The organism is Paucibacter sp. M5-1 (assembly GCF_027498415.2).
Classification (GTDB): Bacteria; Pseudomonadota; Gammaproteobacteria; order Burkholderiales; family Burkholderiaceae_C; genus Roseateles_E.
Genome location: NZ_JAPZLM020000001.1, coordinates 5588708 through 5607700, shown reverse-complemented (window position 1 = coordinate 5607700; position 18993 = coordinate 5588708). Strand labels below are relative to the sequence as shown.

Annotated in this window: 20 protein-coding genes; 10 read left to right on the top strand and 10 right to left on the bottom strand. The window is 66.6% G+C overall.

What is annotated here, in order from left to right; translation table 11 throughout:
* The first annotated feature begins 76 nt into the window (after positions 1-76).
* A complete protein-coding gene (locus O5M90_RS26445; protein WP_269840947.1) occupies positions 77-604 on the top strand; it encodes a DUF4124 domain-containing protein in 528 nt (175 codons plus the stop codon).
* A gap of 11 nt (positions 605-615) precedes the next feature.
* Here the strand turns inward: O5M90_RS26445 and O5M90_RS26440 are convergent, their stop codons facing one another.
* Together O5M90_RS26440 and O5M90_RS26435 are read right to left on the bottom strand one after the other, a co-directional pair.
* A complete protein-coding gene (locus tag O5M90_RS26440) occupies positions 616-954 on the bottom strand; it encodes an RnfH family protein (RefSeq protein ID WP_269840948.1) in 339 nt (112 codons plus the stop codon).
* Entirely contained in the window at positions 941-1402 is a 462-nt protein-coding gene (locus O5M90_RS26435) for a type II toxin-antitoxin system RatA family toxin (RefSeq protein ID WP_137942191.1), read from the bottom strand. Before O5M90_RS26435 ends, O5M90_RS26440 begins: the two co-directional genes overlap by 14 nt.
* Before the next feature lie 47 nt (positions 1403-1449).
* Between O5M90_RS26435 and smpB the strand changes: the two genes are divergently transcribed.
* The gene (smpB, locus tag O5M90_RS26430) at positions 1450-1911 is read left to right on the top strand and encodes an SsrA-binding protein SmpB (RefSeq protein WP_137942190.1); all 462 of its coding nucleotides are present in this window, start codon (positions 1450-1452) and stop codon (positions 1909-1911) included.
* A 59-nt stretch (positions 1912-1970) separates the two neighbouring features.
* On the opposite strand, the gene O5M90_RS26425 is transcribed toward smpB, so the two are convergent.
* Genes O5M90_RS26425 through phaR form a run of 3 tightly spaced genes read right to left on the bottom strand, consistent with a single transcriptional unit; the run spans position 1971 to position 5227 of the window.
* Positions 1971-3167, bottom strand: a complete 1197-nt coding sequence (locus O5M90_RS26425; RefSeq protein WP_269840949.1) for a PLP-dependent transferase — start codon at positions 3165-3167, stop codon at positions 1971-1973.
* A 1-nt stretch (position 3168) separates the two neighbouring features.
* A complete protein-coding gene (gene rimO, locus O5M90_RS26420; protein WP_137942188.1) occupies positions 3169-4581 on the bottom strand; it encodes a 30S ribosomal protein S12 methylthiotransferase RimO in 1413 nt (470 codons plus the stop codon).
* A 49-nt stretch (positions 4582-4630) separates the two neighbouring features.
* On the bottom strand, positions 4631-5227 hold the full coding sequence (gene phaR, locus O5M90_RS26415) for a polyhydroxyalkanoate synthesis repressor PhaR (RefSeq protein ID WP_269840950.1): 597 nt from the start codon (positions 5225-5227) through the stop codon (positions 4631-4633).
* A 178-nt stretch (positions 5228-5405) separates the two neighbouring features.
* Between phaR and O5M90_RS26410 the strand changes: the two genes are divergently transcribed.
* From O5M90_RS26410 to glk, 8 genes are all read left to right on the top strand, one after another.
* Positions 5406-6095, top strand: coding sequence for a response regulator transcription factor (locus O5M90_RS26410; RefSeq protein WP_269840952.1), 690 nt, complete (start codon positions 5406-5408; stop codon positions 6093-6095).
* Position 6096: 1 nt separating this feature from the next.
* On the top strand, positions 6097-7578 hold the full coding sequence (locus O5M90_RS26405) for a sensor histidine kinase (protein ID WP_269840953.1): 1482 nt from the start codon (positions 6097-6099) through the stop codon (positions 7576-7578).
* A gap of 220 nt (positions 7579-7798) precedes the next feature.
* The gene (locus O5M90_RS26400; protein ID WP_269840954.1) at positions 7799-8980 is read left to right on the top strand and encodes a maltoporin; all 1182 of its coding nucleotides are present in this window, start codon (positions 7799-7801) and stop codon (positions 8978-8980) included.
* A 40-nt stretch (positions 8981-9020) separates the two neighbouring features.
* Positions 9021-10271 (top strand): ABC transporter substrate-binding protein, encoded by a 1251-nt coding sequence (locus O5M90_RS26395; protein ID WP_269840955.1) that lies wholly within the window; start codon positions 9021-9023, stop codon positions 10269-10271.
* Positions 10272-10347: 76 nt separating this feature from the next.
* Positions 10348-11229: a carbohydrate ABC transporter permease gene (locus O5M90_RS26390; RefSeq protein WP_269840956.1), complete on the top strand. Its 882-nt coding sequence runs from the start codon at positions 10348-10350 to the stop codon at positions 11227-11229.
* Positions 11229-12089: a carbohydrate ABC transporter permease gene (locus O5M90_RS26385; protein ID WP_269840957.1), complete on the top strand. Its 861-nt coding sequence runs from the start codon at positions 11229-11231 to the stop codon at positions 12087-12089. Before O5M90_RS26390 ends, O5M90_RS26385 begins: the two co-directional genes overlap by 1 nt.
* Positions 12090-12097: 8 nt before the next feature.
* Entirely contained in the window at positions 12098-13159 is a 1062-nt protein-coding gene (locus O5M90_RS26380) for an ABC transporter ATP-binding protein (protein ID WP_269840958.1), read from the top strand.
* Positions 13156-14130, top strand: a complete 975-nt coding sequence (glk, locus tag O5M90_RS26375) for a glucokinase (RefSeq protein ID WP_269840959.1) — start codon at positions 13156-13158, stop codon at positions 14128-14130. The genes O5M90_RS26380 and glk overlap by 4 nt, the downstream gene beginning before the upstream one ends.
* 63 nt (positions 14131-14193) lie before the next feature.
* Here the strand turns inward: glk and O5M90_RS26370 are convergent, their stop codons facing one another.
* The 5 genes from O5M90_RS26370 to O5M90_RS26350 all read right to left on the bottom strand — a co-directional run bounded on the left by O5M90_RS26370 (position 14194) and on the right by O5M90_RS26350 (position 18984).
* On the bottom strand, positions 14194-15294 hold the full coding sequence (locus O5M90_RS26370; protein WP_440402529.1) for a branched-chain amino acid ABC transporter substrate-binding protein: 1101 nt from the start codon (positions 15292-15294) through the stop codon (positions 14194-14196).
* A gap of 135 nt (positions 15295-15429) precedes the next feature.
* Positions 15430-16149 (bottom strand): ABC transporter ATP-binding protein, encoded by a 720-nt coding sequence (locus O5M90_RS26365; protein ID WP_171018496.1) that lies wholly within the window; start codon positions 16147-16149, stop codon positions 15430-15432.
* A 15-nt stretch (positions 16150-16164) separates the two neighbouring features.
* A complete protein-coding gene (locus O5M90_RS26360; RefSeq protein ID WP_269840685.1) occupies positions 16165-16941 on the bottom strand; it encodes an ABC transporter ATP-binding protein in 777 nt (258 codons plus the stop codon).
* 18 nt (positions 16942-16959) lie between these two features.
* Positions 16960-18048 carry a branched-chain amino acid ABC transporter permease gene (locus O5M90_RS26355; protein WP_262968503.1) on the bottom strand — a complete coding sequence of 363 codons (1089 nt, stop codon included), beginning with the start codon at positions 18046-18048 and terminating at the stop codon, positions 16960-16962.
* Positions 18049-18060: 12 nt separating this feature from the next.
* The gene (locus O5M90_RS26350; protein ID WP_137943185.1) at positions 18061-18984 is read right to left on the bottom strand and encodes a branched-chain amino acid ABC transporter permease; all 924 of its coding nucleotides are present in this window, start codon (positions 18982-18984) and stop codon (positions 18061-18063) included.
* Between the last annotated feature and the right edge of the window lie 9 nt (positions 18985-18993).

Sequence of the window (18993 nt, the reverse complement as noted above, 5' to 3'; positions counted from 1 at the left end):
CGCCAGCCGACTCGGCTACATCTTGTCACCGCCCTGAGGACTACACTTTGCGGCAGTTGCAACAAAGGCCGTGTCGATGACCCCCTCCTCCCGCAAGTCCCTCGCCTGTCGCAGCCTGCTGGCCCTGCTGCTGCTGGGCATCGCAGGCAGCGCGATGGCGCAGTGGAAATGGCGCGACGCCACCGGCAAGGTGCTGTACAGCGATCTGCCGCCGCCGGCCGGCATTCCCGAAAAAGATGTGCTGCAGCGCCCGCCGAGCCAGCGCCAGCAGGTGATCGTGCGCTCCACCGATGTGCCCGCCAGCGCACCGCGTCCGGCCGCCAGCCCCGCCTCGGCGCCGCTCAGCAAGGCCGAGCTGGAGCAGCAGGCCAAGCAGAAGGCCGAACAGGAACAGCAGCTCAAGCGCCAGAAGGAAGAAGAACGCAAGGTCGCCGAGCAGCGCGCCGAGAACTGCAAGCGCGCCAGCAACAATCTGCGCGCGCTGGAAGAAGGCATCCGCATCTCGCGCCGCACTGATGCGGGCGAGACCGTGTATCTGGACGAAAAACAGCGTGCCGAGGAAGTGGCGCGCACCCGCGCCATCGTCAGCAGCGACTGCCGCTGAGCCGCAAACCCCTAGCGGCTGGTCTTGCCAGCCAGCGGTCGGTGCCGGGAGACGATGCGCTCGCCGGCCGCGCGGTAGCGCAGGCGCCGCGCCTCCTTGGGATCGACGGTCAGCGGGCGATAGACCTCGATGCGGTCGCGCTCGCGCAAGACGGTATCCAGCGGCTTGATACGCCCCCAGATGCCGATGCGCAAGCTCGCCAGTTGCGGCAGCTGGTCGGCGAAATCCGCGCAGCCGCGCAAGGCCTGCTCCACGCTCGTGCCCGCCGGCAGCTGCAGCCAGCGGTGCCGCACATCGCCGGCCGCCGGGCTCCACACCAGCTCGACCCGCAGCGGCTCAGCGGGGGCCATAAACCGCCTCGGCGCGCTGCACAAAGCGGTCGACAAAGGTATTGGCCACCCGGTCGAACACGGGGCTGACCACGGCCTCCAGCGCCCGGCTGGAGAAGGCATAGCGCAGCTCGAACTCGATCTTGCAGGCCTGGGCATCGCCCTGCTGCGAGCCCGGCTTGGCCAGCGGCAGGAACTGCCAGACGCCGTCCAGCAGCGAGAACGGCCCATCGACCAACTCCATTTCGACCTTGCGGTCGGCCTCATGGCGGTTGCGGGTCGTGAAGGCGTGGTGCACACCGGCATAGGCCAGCGACAGCCGCGCGGTGACGCTGTCGGCGTCCTGCGCCAGCAGCTCGGCCTTCTCGCACCAGGGCAGGAACTCCGGGTACTGGGCAATACCGGTCACCAACTCGTACATCTCGTGCGGCGAGTACCAGAGCAAGACTGACTTTTTGACATGCTTCATACAATGGCCGGATTGTATTGGCGAGCCACGCCTCCAGATTGAGTCCCATGTCCATTGCCGAGAACCGCCGTGCCCGCTACGACTACCACATCGCCGAACAGTTCGAGGCCGGCCTCGTGCTGGAGGGCTGGGAGGTCAAGGCCATACGCGCCGGCCAGGTCCAGCTGACCGACGGCTATGTGCTGATCAAGAACGGCGAGCTGTTCCTGATCGGCTGCCGCATCAATCCCTTGCGCACCGCCTCCACCCACGTCAACCCGCTGGCCGACCGCACCCGCAAGCTCTTGATGAAGAAGGACGAAATCAAGCGCCTGATCGGCAAGGTCGAGCAGCGCGGCTTTACCCTGGTGCCGCTGAACCTGCACTACAAGGGCAGCCATGTGAAGGCCGACATCGCGCTGGTGAAGGGCAAGGCCGAGCACGACAAGCGCGACACCGAGAAGAAGCGCGACTGGGAGCGCGAAAAGGGGCAACTGATGAGGCAAGCCTCATTGAGGCCGAAGGACTGAGACGCGAAGCGGCTCGTTGCCACTTTCGCTAAAAGGGGCAGCTGATGCGGCAGGCTTCCTTACGCCCGAAGGACTGAGAGCGCCTGCTCGATGTCCGCGCGGAGGTCGGCCTCGGCCTCCAGCCCGATCGCAAAACGCACGATGACGCCCGCCTGGTAGGGCAGATCCAGTGCACGGCTGCGGCTCATGTCGTAGGGCACGGCCAGGCTCATCGGCCCGGCCCAGGAGTAGCCGATGCCGAACAGCTGCAAGGCATCGACAAAGGCATCGACCTGGGCCGCGCTGTACTCGGGCATGAACACCGCCGAGAACAGGCAGGCCGCACCGGCGCTGCTGGTCTGGGCCCAGAATTCGTGGCCGGGCGAACCGGGCAAGGCCGGATGCAGCACCCGGGCCACCTCGGGCCGGGCCGCCATCCACTGGGCCAACGCCCGCGTCGTCGCATCCTGGGCGCGGTAGCGCAGCTCCAGCGTCGGCAGGCCGCGCAGCACCAGTTCCACATCGTTCTGCCCCAGGCCATAGCCCAGGTGTTCGTGCGCGTAGTTGAGCCGCTCGTGCAGCGCGCGGTCGCGGGTGCAGACCGAGCCCATCAGGATGTCGGCACCACCCGAGGCGTACTTGGTCAGCGCCTGCATTGAGATATCCATACCGAGGCCGGGCGCGATCTCGAAGGGATTGAAGGCCACGCCCGAGCCCCAGGTATTGTCCAGCGCGGTGATCACGCCGTGCGCCTTGCAGGCCTGCAGCAGGCCGACCAGGTCGGGGAACTCCAGGGTGATAGAGCCGGCCGCCTCCAGCCAGACCAGTTTGGTCTGCGGCCCCAGCAGCTCGGCAAAGCCGGCCGCGTCGAGCGGATCGTAGAAGCGGTGCGTGATGCCGAACTGCGGCAAAAAGGACTCGCTGAGATAGCGGTTCTGGCCGTAGACATTGTCGGGCACCAGCACCTCGTCGCCGGGCCGCAGCAGGCCCAGCGAGACCAGGGTCACGGCCGCCAGGCCGCTGGGCGCCAGCAGGCAGTGCTCCGCCCCCTCCAGGCTGGCGATGCGCGCGGCCAGCGTGTACGAGGTCGGCGTGCCATGCAGGCCGTAGCGGTAGCTCAGGCCATCGCGCGGGCGCGGGGTGTGCAGGTCGGCGGTGTTCTTGAACAACACCGTCGAGGCCTTGTAGACGCCGACCGGAATGGCCGCCCAGCCCTCGGGCGCGCGGTAGGGGTGGTGGATCTGCTCGGTCGAGAGGGCGCGTTTGCTCTTGCCCATATCAGATGGGCATCGCGATCAGGTCATGCCCCTCGGCTGCAACGATGCGCGCCTTCGTGAACTCGCCCACCTTCAAGGTCTTGCTGGCCTTCTCGGGCGGCAGCAGACGCACCGTGCCGTCGATCTCGGGCGCGTCGGCGTAGGAGCGCCCCACCCCGCCCTTGCGGCCCAGCGCCGGCGCCGAATCGACCAGCACCTGCATCGTCGCGCCGATGCGCGAGCGCAGCTTGTCGGCCGAGACGCGCTCGGCCACTTCCATGAAGCGGGCGCGGCGCTCCTCGCGCAGGGCTTGCGGCAGCGCGCCGTCCAGCACATTGGCGCTCGCGCCTTCGACGGGCGAATAGGCAAAGCAGCCGGCACGGTCGATGCGGGCCTCGGCCATGAAGTCCAGCAGATACTGGAACTGGTCCTCGGTCTCGCCGGGAAAGCCGGCGATGAAGGTGGAGCGGATCACGATGTCCGGGCAGGTCTCGCGCCAGCGCAGGATGCGCTCCATATTCTTCTCGCCGCTGGCCGGGCGCTTCATGCGCTTGAGCACGTCCGGATGCGCATGCTGCAGCGGCACGTCCAGATAGGGCAGGATCAGACCCTGGGCCATCAGCGGCAGGATCTCGTCGACATGGGGATAGGGGTAGACATAGTGCAGGCGCACCCAGGCGCCGTGGGCCTTGGCCAGCTCGCCCAGCTGGGCCACCAGGTCATACATGCGGGTCTTGACCGGTTTGCCGTCCCAGAATCCCATGCGGTACTTGACGTCGACGCCGTAGGCGCTGGTGTCCTGGCTGATCACCAGCAGCTCCTTGACGCCGGCCTCGAACAGCGCGCGCGCTTCATTGAGCACATCGCCGATCGGCCGCGACACCAGATCGCCGCGCATGCTGGGGATGATGCAGAAGCTGCAGCGGTGGTTGCAGCCCTCGCTGATCTTCAGATAGGCGTAGTGTTTGGGCGTCAGCTTGATGCCCTGGGCGGGCACCAGGTCCACAAAGGGATCGTGCGGCTTGGGCACATGGGTATGCACCGCGTCCATCACCTCCTGGGTCGCATGGGGGCCGGTCACGGCCAGCACGCTGGGGTGGATCTCGCGCACCAGGCTGCCGGCGTCGCTGCTGGCCGTGCCGCCCTTGGCGCCCAGGCAACCGGTCACGATGACCTTGCCGTTCTCGGCCAGGGCCTCGCCGATGGTGTCCAGGCTTTCCTTGACGGCGTCATCAATGAAGCCGCAGGTGTTGACGATCACCAGATCGGCGCCGGCGAAGGTCTTGGAGGTTTCGTAGCCCTCGGCGCGCAGCTGGGTCAGTATCAGTTCGGAGTCGGTCAGGGCCTTGGGGCAACCCAGGGATACAAAACCGATTTTGGGGGCCGCGCCGGGCGTGATGGCTGGGGACGGGCTCAGGACGGTGGAATCGCTCATGCCCGGATTGTCCCAGATGCCGCCCGGCTGCGGCCAGCGCGGCGGTTTCTCAGGGCTTTTTGGGCGGGAAACCAGGCATGCCGGGGAATAGCGCGCCGGCCTGGCTCATCTGCTCCTGCATCTTCTCGAGCAGGTTCTTGGACTGCTCCATATAGCTGCCCATGAAGTTCTGCATCACCGGCGACTGCGCGCTCATGAACTGGGTCCAGAGCTCGGGGCTGAAGGCCAGGCCCTTGCTCTGCTCGGCGAACTTGCCCTGCAGATCGGTGAAGGTCTGCATATTCTTTTCCAGATAAGCCCCCATCACGCCCTGCATCGCATGGCCGTAGAAGCGGATGATCTGCTCCAGCGAAGAGGTGCTGAACATCGGCACGCCGCCGGTTTCCTCTTCCAGAATGATCTGCAGCAGGATGGAACGGGTCAGGTCCTCGCCGGTCTTGGCGTCGCGCACCTCGAAACTCTCGCCGCCCAGCACCATCTTCTTGACATCGGCCAGCGTGATGTAGCTGCTGGTCTGGGTGTCGTACAGGCGCCGGTTCGGGTACTTCTTGAGCACCCGGACATTCACCTGTTCGGCCTCCGTCTCGGCCGCGCCTGCCTTGTCGCTCGCCTTGCCGCCTGTCTTGCCGCTGCGGGCAGTGACCATGAAAACTCCTTGCTGCAAACCTGTTTGATTGAGCCCGATTCTAGGAGGCACTCCCCCTGGGTCCGGAGGGGTTTTCCCCTGCGCTGCAGCATGACTGTGCGCACTCGCGCAACGGCGGGCACGCCCTCCCGAAAAGTCCTCATTCAAGACGCTTTTCCGGACTGTTAAGCTCCCGTTCATGAACCTGCTACTGGCCGAAGACGATGCCATCCTGGCCGATGCCTTGTGCGACCAAATGCGTGCCTGCGGCTTCGCGGTCGAGCACGCGCCCAATGGGGCGGTGGCGCAGTACCTGCTGGCCAAGCAGGTCTTCGACATCGTCGTGCTGGACCTGGGCCTGCCGATGGTCGACGGCCTGACCGTGCTGAAACAGCTGCGCCTGTCCAACCCCTCGCTGCCGGTGCTGATACTGACCGCGCTGGACAGCCTGGATGACCGCGTCGCCGGCCTGAATGCCGGGGCCGATGACTATCTGACCAAGCCCTTCGATTTTCCCGAGCTGGAAGCCCGGCTGCGCGCGCTGCTGCGCCGCAGCCGCAGCCACAAGGCCAGCAGCGATCTGGGCCAGCTGAGCGTGCAGCGCGACACCCGCTGCGCGCTGGTACGGGGCGAGATGCTGGAACTCAGTCCGCGCGAGTGGGCGCTGCTGGACCTGCTGCTGACGCACCACGGCCGCGTCATCACCAAGGAAGAGATCAACCAGGCCTGGGCCGGCGAGCGCGGCGCCGAGCGTGGCGCTGAGCCTCTGGCCGCCACCAACGCGGTCGAGGTCTATATCCACCGCCTGCGCCGCAAGCTCGAGGGTGCCGAGGTCGCGATACGCACCGTGCGTGGCCTGGGCTATCTGCTGGAAGCCGAGCGCCCCTGACATGCCCAGGCTGTGGCTGGCCGACCGCCTGGGCTCGCGCTCGCTGAAGCGCCAGTTGCTCTTGTGGCTGCTGCTGCCCCAGCTGGTGCTGTGGCTGGCGGGCGCCTTGTTCACCTACAAGCTCGCAGCCCGCTACGCCAACGAGGCGGTCGACGCCAGCCTGTTGCAGGCCACGCGCTCGCTGGCGCGCCAGGTCAAGCCTATGGGCAACGGCCTGCTGATCGACTTTCCGCGCGCCGCCCAGGATGTGCTGGAGGCCGATCCCAGTGACAAGCTGCTCTACACCGTCAGCTCGCCGCCGGGCCAGTTCATCCTGGGCAACCGCAAGCTGCCCGGCCCGCGCCTGGACAGCGCCAAACCACAGCTGGGCCGGGCCTATTTCTACGACGGCGAGATCGCCGACGCCGAGGATGCCAGCCGACGCTCGCGCATCCGCATGGCCGCGCTCTATCTGCATTTCGGCGAAGACCCCGACGACCAGCAGACCATGCTGGTGCAGGTGGCCCGCTCCAGTGCCAACCGCGAGGAGCTGGCGCGGCGGCTGCTGATCGACACGGTGCTGCCGCTATCGGCCCTGATCGTGCTGATGAGCATGATCGTCTGGGCCGGCGTCAGCGCCGGACTGGCACCGCTGACGCGGCTGCGCAACCTGGTCGAGGGCCGGGCTCCCAATGACCTCCGGCCGATCGAGCTCGATGCGGCGCCACAGGAGCTGCGCTCGCTGGCGCGCGCGATCAACGAGTTGCTGGAGGCCGTCCAGCACAATGTGCAGGCGCAGCGGCGCTTCATCAGCGACGCCGCCCATCAGTTGCGCACGCCGCTGGCCGGGCTGAAGAGCCAGACCGAGCTGGCGCTGACCGAGGCCAACGATCCGTCCCGCCAGGCCCAGCTGATGACACGGCTGCTGCGCGTGCAGGAGAGTGCCGGCCGCAGCGCCCATCTGGTCAATCAGTTGCTGGCGCTGGCGCGCACCGAGCCTGAGTCGCTCACCAGCCAGCCGCTGCAGCGCCTGGACCTGGGCCGGCTGGCGCGCGAGGTGACGGCCGAACTGGTGCCGCGGGCCCTGCAGCGCGGCATCGACCTGGGCTATGGCGATGCCGGCGGTGACGAGGCCGATGAGCGGCAGCCGGCGCTGGAGGTCATGGGCATCGCACTGCTGCTGCGCGAGGCCCTGGTCAATCTGATCGACAACGCCCTGCTCTACGCCGGCAGCGGCGCAGCGGTCACGGTGCTGGTCCGCCCGGCGGCGAGCGGTGAGGTCGAGCTGACCGTCTCGGACAACGGCCCCGGCATCGCGGCGGAGTTGCAGCCACGCGTCTTCGAGCGCTTCTTCCGCGGCACCCCGCAGGGCAATGGCTGCGGCCTGGGCCTGGCCATCGTCAAGGAAATTGTCGAGCGCCATGGCGGCCGGCTGAGCCTGGGCAATCTGCAGCCCCAGGGCCTGCGCGTCGTCGCCACGCTGCCGCTCGCGCCGCGCCGCTGAGCGCGTCGCTCCCCCTCCCGCCCACCAGCACCCCGCCCGCAAAGGGCGCAGCGAGCACCAAGACGGCGCCCGATGGGTCGCCTTGCGCACTAATGGTAAGCACGGATACGGAAACATTAACAAGAAATTAATATCCGCTCCGCATGCAAAGAACATGAACATTTGCTTAACGCCACGCACCCGGAGCGGCGTCGGGCAAACAACACAGAGACAAGCAACCATGACGCAGCACTACACCCGGGCGCTCAAGCGCCTCCCTCTGGCCCTGGCCCTGCTGGGCGCCAGCGGCTACAGCCTCGCCGTCGACTGGACCGGCTACTTCCGCGCCGGCCCCGGGCTGACCAGCAACGCCACCTCGCGCGCCTGCTACGGCCTGAACGGCGGCAGCTCGGGCATGAAGTACCGGCTCGGCAATGAATGCGACTTCTACGGCGAGTTCCAGCTCAGCCAAGGCTTCAAGAAGGACGGCATCGACTACAAGGTCACGCTGATGACCGACCACTACACGGCCGCCACCGACACCAATGGCGACGGTCTGAAGATCGCGCAGATGTTTGCCGAAGCCAAGGGTTTCGACATCGCCCCGGAGGCCACCTTCTGGATCGGCAAGGAACGCGGCCGGCGCGGCGATGTCCACATCGTCGACACCTATTTCACCGAGATGGTGGGCGTCGGCGCCGGTGCCAAGGGCTTCAAGGTCGGTCCCGGCGCGCTGGGCGTCGCCTACTACAAGACCGAGGCGAGCGCCGTGCTGCCGGGCCATCGCGGCAATATCGAATGGGTGGGCATAGACAGCAACCCGGGCGGCAAGCTCAATGTCTTCGCCACCGTCACCAAGGGCCAGTTCGCCGGCGGCACCAAGGGCGCCGGCCTGGCCATCCGCCATGACCAGGAGAAGCTGCTGGGCAGCAGCCTGAACAACAGCTTGTGGCTGCAGTATGCCCAGGGCTCGGCCGGACTGAACTCCAACTTCGGCGACCTGACGGCCGGGTCCAAGGCCAAGTCCTACCGCATCGTCGAGTCGATCAACTGGCAGCAAGGCCCGTTCGGCGGCCAGGCCCTGATCCTGCTGGCCCGCGAGAAGAACAAGCTGGGCATCAGCACCAAGTCCTTCTCGGTCGGCGGCCGGGCTTCCTATGCGCTGTCGCGCCACTTCAAGATGGTCGGCGAACTGGGGGTCTCGCAGTACAAGCCCGACGGTGGCCAGACCGCGCGCCTGACCAAGCTGACGATCGCGCCGACCCTGTCGGTCGGTTCGGACTTCTTCAGCCGCCCCGAGTTCCGCCTCTACGCGACGATGGCCAAGTGGAACAAGGCCGCCGGCAATGTGACCGGCCAAGCCGCTTTCGACGACAAGACCTCGGGCAACAGCCTTGGCGCCCAGGTCGAGTGGTGGTTCTGAAGTCCAATGTCACGCCAGCAAAATCCTTGAAGGAGACATCATGAAAAAATTCATTCCTACTCAAGCAGCGATGGCTGCCCTGCTGTTCACCGCCGCCGCCGCCCAGGCCGGCGAGGTCGAGGTGCTGCACTGGTGGACCAGCGGCGGCGAGGCCAAGGCGGCCACCGCGCTGAAGGCCACGCTGCTGGCCCAGGGCCACAGCTGGAAGGACTTCGCGGTCGCCGGCGGCGGCGGCGATTCGGCGATGACGGTGCTGAAGTCGCGCGTGGTCTCGGGCAATGCGCCGGCCGCCGCGCAGATCAAGGGCCCGTCGCTGCAGGAGTGGGCCCGCGAGGGCGTGCTGACCCCTATGGACGAGGTGGCCAAGGCCGGCAAATGGGACGAGATCCTGCCGGGCCCGGTCGCCGACATCATGAAGTACAAGGGCCACTACATCGCCGCGCCCGTCAATGTGCACCGCGTCAACTGGCTGTGGGCCAACCCCGAGGCGCTGAAGAAGGCGGGCGCCAAGCTGCCGAGCAACTGGGATGAGTTCTTTGTCGCCGCCGAAGCGCTGAAGAAGGCCGGCATCGTGCCGGTCGCCCATGGCGGGCAGAACTGGCAGGACTTCACCACCTTCGAAGCCGTGGCGCTGGGCGAAGGCGGCGTGGACTTCTACAAGAAGGCTCTGGTGCAACTGGACCCGGCCACGCTGAACGGCCCGACCATGGAGAAAGTGCTGAGCACCTTCAAGCGCATCAAGACCTACACCGACAAGAACGCCCCGGGCCGCGACTGGAACCTGGCCACCGCGATGGTCATCAAGGGCGAGGCCGGCATGCAGATCATGGGCGACTGGGCCAAGGGCGAGTTCGTGGCGGCCGGCAAGGTGCCGGGCAAGGACTTCATCTGCACCACGACGCCGGGCAGTGCCAAAGCCTTCACCTTCAACATCGACTCCTTCGCGCTCTTCAAGCTGAAGAACGAGGCCAATATCAAGGCGCAGAGGGACCTGGCCGTGGCCATCATGTCGCCCGAGTTCCAGGAGCTGTTCAATCTGAACAAGGGCTCGATCCCGGTTCGGCTGAACATGAAGATGGACAAGTTCGACGACTGTGCCAAGACCTCCTCGGCCGACTTCGTCTCGACCGCGAAGTCCGGCGGTCTGGTGCCCTCGATCGCGCACGGCATGGCCGTCGGCGCCGCCGCCGAGGGCGCGATCAAGGACGTGGTCAGCCAGTTCTGGAACAGCGACAAGATGACGGCCAAGGAGGCGCAGGCCAAGATCGCCGCGGCCGCCAAAACCAGGTAGGCCACGCGCCCGCAGTCCGCTGGCGCGGCCCGGTCCGCGCCAGCTTCCCCGCCCTAGGTTCACCGGTCTTACGCGCATGACAGCCCTCCCCTCGGCCGCGCGCAGCCCCTGGCTTCCCAAGCTGGTGGTCGCGCCCACCTTCGTCCTCTCCTTCTTCTTCATCTATGGCCTGATGGCCTGGAACGGCTATTTCTCGGTCTCGGCCTCGCGCCTGCTGCCCAACTACGAGTTCGTCGGCCTGGAGCAGTACCAGGCGCTGTTCGAGAACGAGCGCTGGTGGCTGGCGCTGCGCAATCTGGGCGTGTTCGGCGGCCTCTTCATCGGCGGCGGCATGGCCCTGGGCCTGCTGCTGGCCATACTGCTGGACCAGAAGGTGCGCGCCGAGGGCCTGCTGCGCACCATCTACCTCTACCCGATGGCGCTGTCCTTCATCGTCACCGGCACGGCCTGGAAGTGGATCCTGAACCCCGGCCTCGGGCTGGAGCATCTGCTGCAGCAATGGGGCTTCGAGGGCTTCAGCTTCGGCTGGCTGGTCGATCCCGATATGGCGATCTACTGCGTCGTCATCGCCGGCATCTGGCAGTCGGCCGGCTTCGTGATGGCCTTGTTCCTGGCCGGCCTGCGCGGCATCGACGACGCCATCATCAAGGCCGCCCAGGTCGACGGGGCAAGCCTGCCGCGCATCTACTGGCGCATCCTGATCCCCAGCCTGCGGCCGGTGTTCTTCTCGACCCTGATGGTGGTCAGCCATCTGGCGATCAAGAGTTTCGATCTGGTGATGGCGCTGACCGCCGGCGGCCCCGGCTACGCCACCGACCTGCCCGCCACCTTCATGTACACGATGGCCTTCTCGCGCGGCCAGATCGGCCTGGGCGCGGCCAGCGCCACCATCATGCTGGCCACGATCGCGGCCATCGTCGTGCCCTATCTCTACTCCGAGCTGCGGAGGAAATCCTGATGCGCACGCCCGCCCTGACCCTACACCGCCTGGTGCTGGTCGGCAGCCTGCTGCTGTTCGCCGCCTTCTTCCTGACGCCGCTGTACGTGATGGTGTCGACCTCGCTGAAGAGCATGGACGAGGTCCGCAACAGCACCCTGCTGGCGCTGCCGATGAGCCCCAGCTTCGAGGCCTGGAGCAAGGCCTGGCGCAGCGCCTGCACCGGCACCGACTGCGGCGGCCTGCGGCCCTTTTTCATGAACTCGGTGCTGATGGTGGTGCCGGCCGTGCTGATCTCGACCGTGCTGGGCGCGCTGAACGGCTATGTGCTGACCAAGTGGCGCTTTCGCGGCAGCGAGCTGATGTTCGCGCTGCTCTTGTTCGGCGTCTTCATGCCGATGCAGGTGGTGCTGTTGCCGATGAGCCAGGTGCTGGGCTGGCTGGGCATCGCCAGCTCGGTCTGGGGCCTGATCCTGGTCCATGTGCTGGCCGGCATCCCGTCGACCACACTGTTCTTCCGCAACTACTACATCGGCCTGCCCGACGAGCTGATCAAGGCCGCGACGCTGGATGGTGCCTCCTTCTGGCAGATCTTCTGGCGCATCGTCGTGCCGCTGTCCACGCCCATCATCGTCGTCACGCTGATCTGGCAGTTCACCGCGATCTGGAACGACTTCCTCTACGGCGTCGTGTTCTCCGGGGCCGACAGCAAGCCCATCACCGTGGGCCTGAACAATCTGGCCAACACCTCGAGCTCGGTCAAGGAATACAACGTCGACATGGCGGCCGCGATGATCGCCGCGCTGCCGACCTTGTTCATCTACATCGTGGCAGGCAAGTACTTCGTGCGCGGGCTGACGGCCGGCGCCGTGAAAGGTTGAGAAAGACTATGGGCGCTCTGAATATTTCCCAGGTCCGCAAGAGCTATGGCGGCGTCGAGATCCTCAAGGGCATCGACATCGCGATCGAGGCCGGCGAGTTCCTGATACTGGTCGGGCCCTCGGGCTGCGGCAAGTCGACCCTGCTGTCGATGATTGCCGGCCTCGAGCACCCGAGCTCGGGCCGCATCAGCATCGGCGAGCGCGATGTCACCTACCTGCCCAGCAAGGACCGCGATATCGCGATGGTGTTCCAGAGCTATGCGCTCTACCCGAATATGAATGTCGCGCAGAACATCGCCTTCGGCCTGGAGATGCGCAAGGTGCCACGCGCGCAGCGCGAGCAGACCGTGCAGCGCGTCGCGAAGATGCTGCAGATCGGCCATCTGCTGGACCGCAAGCCGGGCCAGCTGTCCGGCGGCCAGCGCCAGCGCGTCGCGATGGGCCGGGCGCTGGCGCGCGACCCCAAGCTCTTTCTGTTCGACGAGCCGCTGTCCAATCTCGATGCCAAGCTGCGCATCGAGATGCGCGCCGAGATCAAGCTCTTGCACCAGCGCACCCGCACCACCACGGTCTATGTGACGCACGACCAGGTCGAGGCCATGACCCTGGGCGACCGCATCGCGGTAATGAAGGAAGGCGTGGTCCAGCAGTTCGGCACGCCCGAGGAGATCTACAGCCGGCCGGCGACCCGTTTTGTCGCCGAGTTCATCGGCTCGCCGACCATGAACTTCGTCGGCGCCGAGCGCAGCGCCAAGGGCCTGGCGGCGCAGGGTCAGGTCTTGCCGCTGAGCACGACGCAGGGCGCCGCGCTTGAAGCGGCCTCCGCGCAATGCCTGTACGGCCTGCGGCCTGAGCACATCACGCTGGCCGACCAGGGCCTGCCCGGCCGTCTGCTGATGATCGAGCCGACCGGTCCCGAGACCTATGTGCTGGTTGAGACCGCGCTGGGCAAGCTCACCTCGCGCGTCGCCGGCCATCTGCGCATGCAGGTCGGCGAGACCGTGCATCTGCAATGGGCGGCCGAGGCCGCGCATCTCTTCGACGCCGCCAGTGAAAGGCGGGTGGCATGAGGACGGGCCGGTCGGACTCGGCGGACGCCCGGCTGCTGGCCGATGTCGGCGGCACCCATGCCCGTTTCGCCTGGCAGCCGGCTGCCGGCGCGCCGCTGCGGGATGTGCAGACCTACCGCTGCGCCGAGCATCCCAGCCTGCAGCAGGCCATCGAGACCTATTTGCGCGACAGCGGCAACGCTGGCGCGGCCCAGGGTGCGATCGGCATCGCGAATCCCATCACCGGCGACCGGGTGCAGATGACCAATCACCACTGGTCCTTCTCGATCGAAGCATTGCGCGAGACCTTGGACCTGCGGCGATTGCTGGTGCTGAACGATTTCGCCGCGCTGGCGATGGCGCTGCCGATGCTGCGGCCGGACGAGAAGCAGCAGCTCTGCGGCGGCCAGCCGGTGCCCGGCGCGGCGATGGCCTTGATCGGCCCCGGCACCGGACTCGGTGTCTCCGGCCTGCTGCCCTGCGGCGAGGGCTACCGCGCGCTGGAGGGCGAAGGCGGCCATGCCACCTTGTGCGGCGTCACCGAGCTGGAAGTTGCGGTGCTGGCCCAGCTGCAGCGGCGTTTCGGCCATGCCTCGGCCGAGCGTGCGGTCTCGGGCCTGGGCATGGTCTGGGTCTACGAGGCCTTGTGCGCGCTGGACGGCGTGGCAGTGCCCGCCGGCCTGGACGCCCCGGGCATCAGCGCGGCGGCATTGGCGGGCAGCGATGCCCGCGCCGCGCAGACCCTGGACCTGCTGTTCGCCTTTCTCGGATCCATGGCCGGCAATCTGGCCCTGACCCTGGGTGCGCGCGGCGGCATCTATCTGGGCGGCGGCGTGCTGCCCCGCGTGATCGAGCGGCTGGACGCATCGCCCTTCTACGACCGCTTCGTCGGCAAGGGGCGCTTTCGGGGCTTTCTGGAAGCCATCCCGGTCTACCTGATACGGGCACAGGAGTCGCCGGCGTTGCGCGGCATCGCGCAGGCGTTGCGCTGAAGACCCGACCCTGGCGGGCCGGGTCCGGCCTGGATCTGCTCAAGGCAGATCCGGGCACATCGATCAGCGCACGACGGCGATCTGCTGGCGCGAACCCGACTTGTAGGTGAACAAGGTCAGCGCGCCGTTCTTGATATCGCCCTTGCTGTCAAACGAGATCGTGCCGGTCACGCCCTTGTAGCCATCGGTCTTGGCCAGCACCGGCAGGTACTTCGCGGGCTCGGCCGAACCGGCCTTGACCATCGCGTCGACCATCACATTGACGGCGTCGTAGACATAGGGGGCGTAGATCTGCACATCGGCCTTGTACTTGGCCTTGAACTTGACCTTGAAGTCATCCAGCGACTTCTTGGACTCGCCCTCGACGCCACCGGCTTCGGCGCAGACCACCTGCTCATCGGCCATGGTGCCGGCCGAGAGCTTGGGCAGCTCGCCGGTGCAGATGCCGTCGCCGCCGACGAACTTGGCGCTGATGCCCAGCTGCTTCATCTGGCGCAGCATCGGACCGGCCACCGCGTCCATGCCGCCGAAGAAGACCACATCGGGCTTCTTGGCCTTCAGGGAGGTCAGGATGGCGGTGAAGTCCGTGGCCTTGTCATTGGTGAACTCGCGACCGACGACCTTGCCGCCGGCCGACTTGACGCCCTTCTCGAACTCATCGGCCACGCCCTGGCCGTAGGCCGTGCGGTCGTCGATCACCGCGATCGACTTGCCCTTGAGCTGCTGCACCGAGTACTTGCCCAGCGTGCCACCCAGATGCACGTCATCGGCGACCACGCGGAAGGCGGTCTTGTAGCCGTTGCGGGTGAACTTGGGGTTGGTCGCCGAAGGGCTGATCTGCGGCACGCCGGCATCGCTATAGACCTTGGACGCGGGGATGGTGGTGCCGGAGTTCAGATGGCCGATCACGCCGTTGACCTTGGAGTCCATCAGCTTTTGCGCTGCGGCCGTGCCCTGCTTCGGATCGCCAGCATCGTCTTCGGCCAGCAGTTCGAACTTGGCCTTCTTGCCGCCGATGGTCACGCCCTTGGCGTTCAGATCATCGATGGCCATGCGGGCGCCCAGCTCATTGTCCTTGCCCAGGTGGGCAATCGCGCCGCTGGTCGGGCCGACATGGCCGATCTTGACGACCAGCTCTTGCGACATCGCGGTGCCGCTCAACATCACGGCGGCCAAGGGCAGGCCCAGCTTCATTTGAATCTTCATCAAACCAGTCTCCAGGATTTGGATGGGCAGCGAGACGACGACGTGCGGGCGGACGCCTTCGCTGCAACGCTAGCAACAAGCCCGCGGAATTTCTCACTCGCCCAGGTAGGCAGCCCTGACCTTGGGATCATTGAGCAAGGTCTTGCCCTCGCCGGTCATGGTGATCTCGCCGGACTCCATCACATAGCCGCGGTTGGCCAGTTGCAGCGCGCGGCTGGCGTTCTGCTCCACCAGCAGCACCGTCACGCCCTGCTGGTGGATGTCGTTGACCACCTCGAAGATCTTGTCCACCATGATGGGGCTCAAGCCCATGCTGGGCTCGTCCAGCAGCAGCACCTCGGGCCGCGCCATCAGCGCACGCCCCATCGCCAGCATCTGCTGCTCGCCGCCGCTCATCGTGCCGGCGAGCTGGTTGCGGCGCTCCTTCAGGCGCGGGAAGATGCCGAAGATGCGCTCCATATCGCTCTGGATCTCGGCGTCGTTCCTGATGTACGCGCCCATCTGCAGGTTCTCGGTGATGGTCATGCGGGTGAAGGTGCCGCGCCCTTCGGGCACCATCACCAGGCCTTGCTTGACCAGGTCCCAGGCGCCCTGGCCCTTGATGGACTGGCCTTTGTAGAGCACGTCGCCGTCGGCCACCGGCTGGATGCCGGTGACGGCCTTGAGCGTGGTGGTCTTGCCCGCGCCGTTGGCGCCGATCAGGCTGACGAGTTCGCCCTTCTTGACTTCGAAGTCCACGCCCTTGACGGCCTGGATGCCGCCATAGGCCACCTTCAGCTTCGTGACCTTGAGCAGGGTTTGTGTGTCTGACATCTTGTGGTTTCCTGTTCAGTGGGCCGCGTGGCCGGCGCCCAGATAGGCTTCGATCACCTTCTCGTTGCGCTGCACGTCGTACGGCGTGCCTTCGGCAATCTGCTTGCCGTAGTCCAGCACCGTGACGCGGTCGCACAAGCCCATCACCAGCTTGACGTCGTGTTCGATCAAGAGGATGGTGCGGCCGTCCTTGCGGATGCGGTCGATCAGCTCTCTGAGCACCACCTTCTCGGTGGCGTTCATGCCCGCGGCCGGCTCGTCCAGCGCGATCAGCTTGGGGTCGGTGGCCAGGGCGCGCGCGATCTCCAGGCGGCGCTGGTCGCCGTAGCTCAGCGTGCGCGCCTTGAACTCGGCGTACTTGCCGATGCCCACATAGTCCAGCAGCTCCTGCGCGCGCTGCGCGATGGCGGCTTCCTCGGCCTTGAAGCCGGGGGTGCGGAAGATCGCGCCCATCAGGCCCGAGCCGGTGCGGATGTGGCGGCCCACCATCACGTTCTCCAGCGCCGTCATGTCGGCGAACAGCCGGATGTTCTGGAAGGTGCGCGCGATGCCGGCCTTGGCCACCTGGTGCACGGCTTGCGGCGTGTAGGGCTCGCCGCCGAGCATGAAGGTCCCACCATCGGGGGTGTAGAGCCCGGTGATGACGTTGAAGAAGGTGGTCTTGCCCGCGCCGTTGGGGCCGATCAGGCCGTAGACCTGACCCTTCTTGATCTCGATGCCCACTTCGGAGAGGGCTTGCAGCCCGCCGAAGCGCTTGGAGACGCCTTTGACGCTCAGTACGGTGTCAGTCATGGGAGTCTGTCCTTGCTCTTACTTCTTGTCGGTGGGCGCGGGCGCGGCCTTGCCGTGCTCGGGCGAGGGCCACAGGCCGCGCGGGCGCAGCAGCATCACGCTGATCATGGCCAGCGCCACCAAGAGCTGGCGCAGGATGGAGGCGTCCAGCCGCCCGCCGGTCATCTCCTGCAGCGGGCCGGCCACATAGCGCAGCACCTCGGGCAGCATGGCCAGCAGCAAGGCCCCCAGGATCACGCCGGGGATGTGGCCGATGCCGCCCAGCACCACCATCGCCACGATCATCACCGACTCCTGCAGGCTGAAGGACTCGGGGCTCACAAAGCCCTGGAAGGACGCGAACATCGAGCCGGCCACGCCGCCGAAGGTCGCCCCCATGCCGAAGGCCAGGAGCTTGAGGTTGCGGGTGTTGATGCCCATGGCCTTGGCCGCGATCTCGTCTTCGCGGATGGCCATCCAGGCCCGCCCGATGCGCGAGTTCTCCAGCCGGTAGCAGATCACCACCGAGGCCACCACCAGGGCCAGGAACAGGTAGTAGTACAGCGTCACCGAGGGGATGGCAAAGCCGAAGAGCTCGGTGGGCTTGCCCAGGTCCAGCCCGAAGAAGCGGATCGAGTCGATCTGGCCGATGCCGCGCGGGCCGTTGGTGATGTTGGCCGGGTGCTCCAGGTTGTTCAGGAACACGCGGATGATCTCGCCAAAGCCCAGCGTCACGATGGCCAGGTAGTCGCCGCGCAGCTTCAAGGTCGGCGCCCCCAGCATCACGCCGAAGAAGCCGGCCAGCCCCGCGCCCAGCGGGATCACGATCCACAGCGGCGAGTGCAGCCCGTCGGGGAACATGGCCCGGAAGGCTTCGAAGTTCTCGCTCAGGTGCGGGCTGGCCAGCAGCGCGAACATATAGGCGCCCACCGCGTAAAAGGCCACATAGCCCAGGTCCAGCAGACCCGCATAGCCCACCACGATGTTCAGGCCCAGCGCCAGCAGCACGTACAGCAGCGCCAGGTCGAGGATGCGCACCGGCCCGTTGCCGAACTGCTGGGCCACCAGCGGCAGCACCAGCAAGGCCAAGGCCGCCGCCAGGAAGACGATGAGTTTGTTCTTTTGCATGAAAGTCTCTCCTTAGGCCCGATCGGCCACGCGCTCGCCCAGCAGGCCCGAGGGTCGCAGGGTCAGCACCAGGATCAGCGCCACGAAGGCGAAGATGTCGGCGTAGTGGCTGCCCAGCACGCCGCCGGTCAGCTCACCCAGATAGCCCGCCCCGATGGCCTCGATCAGGCCCAGCAGCACACCGCCCACCATGGCGCCTGCCAGGTTGCCGATGCCGCCCAGCACCGCCGCCGTGAAGGCCTTCAGCCCGGGCATGAAGCCCATGGTGTGCTGCACCGTGCCGTAGTTGGCCGCCCACATCAGGCCGGCCACCGCGGCCAGCGCCGCACCGATCACGAAGGTGGCCGAGATGATGAAGTCCGGCTTCACCCCCATCAGCCCCGCCACGCGCGGGTTCTCGGCGGTGGCCCGCATCGCGCGGCCCAGCTTGGTGTGATTGACCAGCCACAGCAGCGCCGCCAGGATCATCACGGTGCTGCCCAGAATCAGGCACTGCGTCACCGTGATCACCGGCCCGCCCAGATCAAACGGCGTGGTCGGCAGCAGCAGCGGGAAGGGCTTGGGGTTGGGCTTCCAGATGATCATCGCCAAGGTCTGCAGCAGCAGGCTCACGCCCATGGCCGTGATCAGCGGTGCCAGCCGCGGCGCATTGCGCAGCGGCCGGTACGCAATCTTCTCGATCACGAAGTTCAGCGTCGTGCACACGATCACCGCGCAGATCAGCGCCACCAGCATCAGCGCCCAGCCCGGCAGCCCGCTGTCGACCAAAAAGGTCACCACCGTCCAGCTCACCAGCGCCCCCACCATCAACACCTCGCCGTGCGCGAAATTGATCAGGTTGATGATCCCGTACACCATCGTGTAGCCCAAGGCCACCAGCGCATACATGCTTCCGAGCACCAGCCCGTTGATGATTTGCTGTACAAAAGTTTCCATTGAAGACCC

Bases quoted from the DNA above. Each gene is read 5' to 3' on its own strand.
- O5M90_RS26445 (WP_269840947.1), top strand. From the start codon at position 77: ATGACCCCCTCCTCCCGCAAGTCCCTCGCCTGTCGCAGCCTGCTGGCC.
- O5M90_RS26440 (WP_269840948.1), bottom strand. From the start codon at position 954: ATGGCCCCCGCTGAGCCGCTGCGGGTCGAGCTGGTGTGGAGCCCGGCG.
- O5M90_RS26435 (WP_137942191.1), bottom strand. From the start codon at position 1,402: ATGAAGCATGTCAAAAAGTCAGTCTTGCTCTGGTACTCGCCGCACGAG.
- smpB (WP_137942190.1), top strand. From the start codon at position 1,450: ATGTCCATTGCCGAGAACCGCCGTGCCCGCTACGACTACCACATCGCC.
- O5M90_RS26425 (WP_269840949.1), bottom strand. From the start codon at position 3,167: ATGGGCAAGAGCAAACGCGCCCTCTCGACCGAGCAGATCCACCACCCC.
- rimO (WP_137942188.1), bottom strand. From the start codon at position 4,581: ATGAGCGATTCCACCGTCCTGAGCCCGTCCCCAGCCATCACGCCCGGC.
- phaR (WP_269840950.1), bottom strand. From the start codon at position 5,227: ATGGTCACTGCCCGCAGCGGCAAGACAGGCGGCAAGGCGAGCGACAAG.
- O5M90_RS26410 (WP_269840952.1), top strand. From the start codon at position 5,406: ATGAACCTGCTACTGGCCGAAGACGATGCCATCCTGGCCGATGCCTTG.
- O5M90_RS26405 (WP_269840953.1), top strand. From the start codon at position 6,097: ATGCCCAGGCTGTGGCTGGCCGACCGCCTGGGCTCGCGCTCGCTGAAG.
- O5M90_RS26400 (WP_269840954.1), top strand. From the start codon at position 7,799: ATGACGCAGCACTACACCCGGGCGCTCAAGCGCCTCCCTCTGGCCCTG.
- O5M90_RS26395 (WP_269840955.1), top strand. From the start codon at position 9,021: ATGAAAAAATTCATTCCTACTCAAGCAGCGATGGCTGCCCTGCTGTTC.
- O5M90_RS26390 (WP_269840956.1), top strand. From the start codon at position 10,348: ATGACAGCCCTCCCCTCGGCCGCGCGCAGCCCCTGGCTTCCCAAGCTG.
- O5M90_RS26385 (WP_269840957.1), top strand. From the start codon at position 11,229: ATGCGCACGCCCGCCCTGACCCTACACCGCCTGGTGCTGGTCGGCAGC.
- O5M90_RS26380 (WP_269840958.1), top strand. From the start codon at position 12,098: ATGGGCGCTCTGAATATTTCCCAGGTCCGCAAGAGCTATGGCGGCGTC.
- glk (WP_269840959.1), top strand. From the start codon at position 13,156: ATGAGGACGGGCCGGTCGGACTCGGCGGACGCCCGGCTGCTGGCCGAT.
- O5M90_RS26370 (WP_440402529.1), bottom strand. From the start codon at position 15,294: ATGTTGAGCGGCACCGCGATGTCGCAAGAGCTGGTCGTCAAGATCGGC.
- O5M90_RS26365 (WP_171018496.1), bottom strand. From the start codon at position 16,149: ATGTCAGACACACAAACCCTGCTCAAGGTCACGAAGCTGAAGGTGGCC.
- O5M90_RS26360 (WP_269840685.1), bottom strand. From the start codon at position 16,941: ATGACTGACACCGTACTGAGCGTCAAAGGCGTCTCCAAGCGCTTCGGC.
- O5M90_RS26355 (WP_262968503.1), bottom strand. From the start codon at position 18,048: ATGCAAAAGAACAAACTCATCGTCTTCCTGGCGGCGGCCTTGGCCTTG.
- O5M90_RS26350 (WP_137943185.1), bottom strand. From the start codon at position 18,984: ATGGAAACTTTTGTACAGCAAATCATCAACGGGCTGGTGCTCGGAAGC.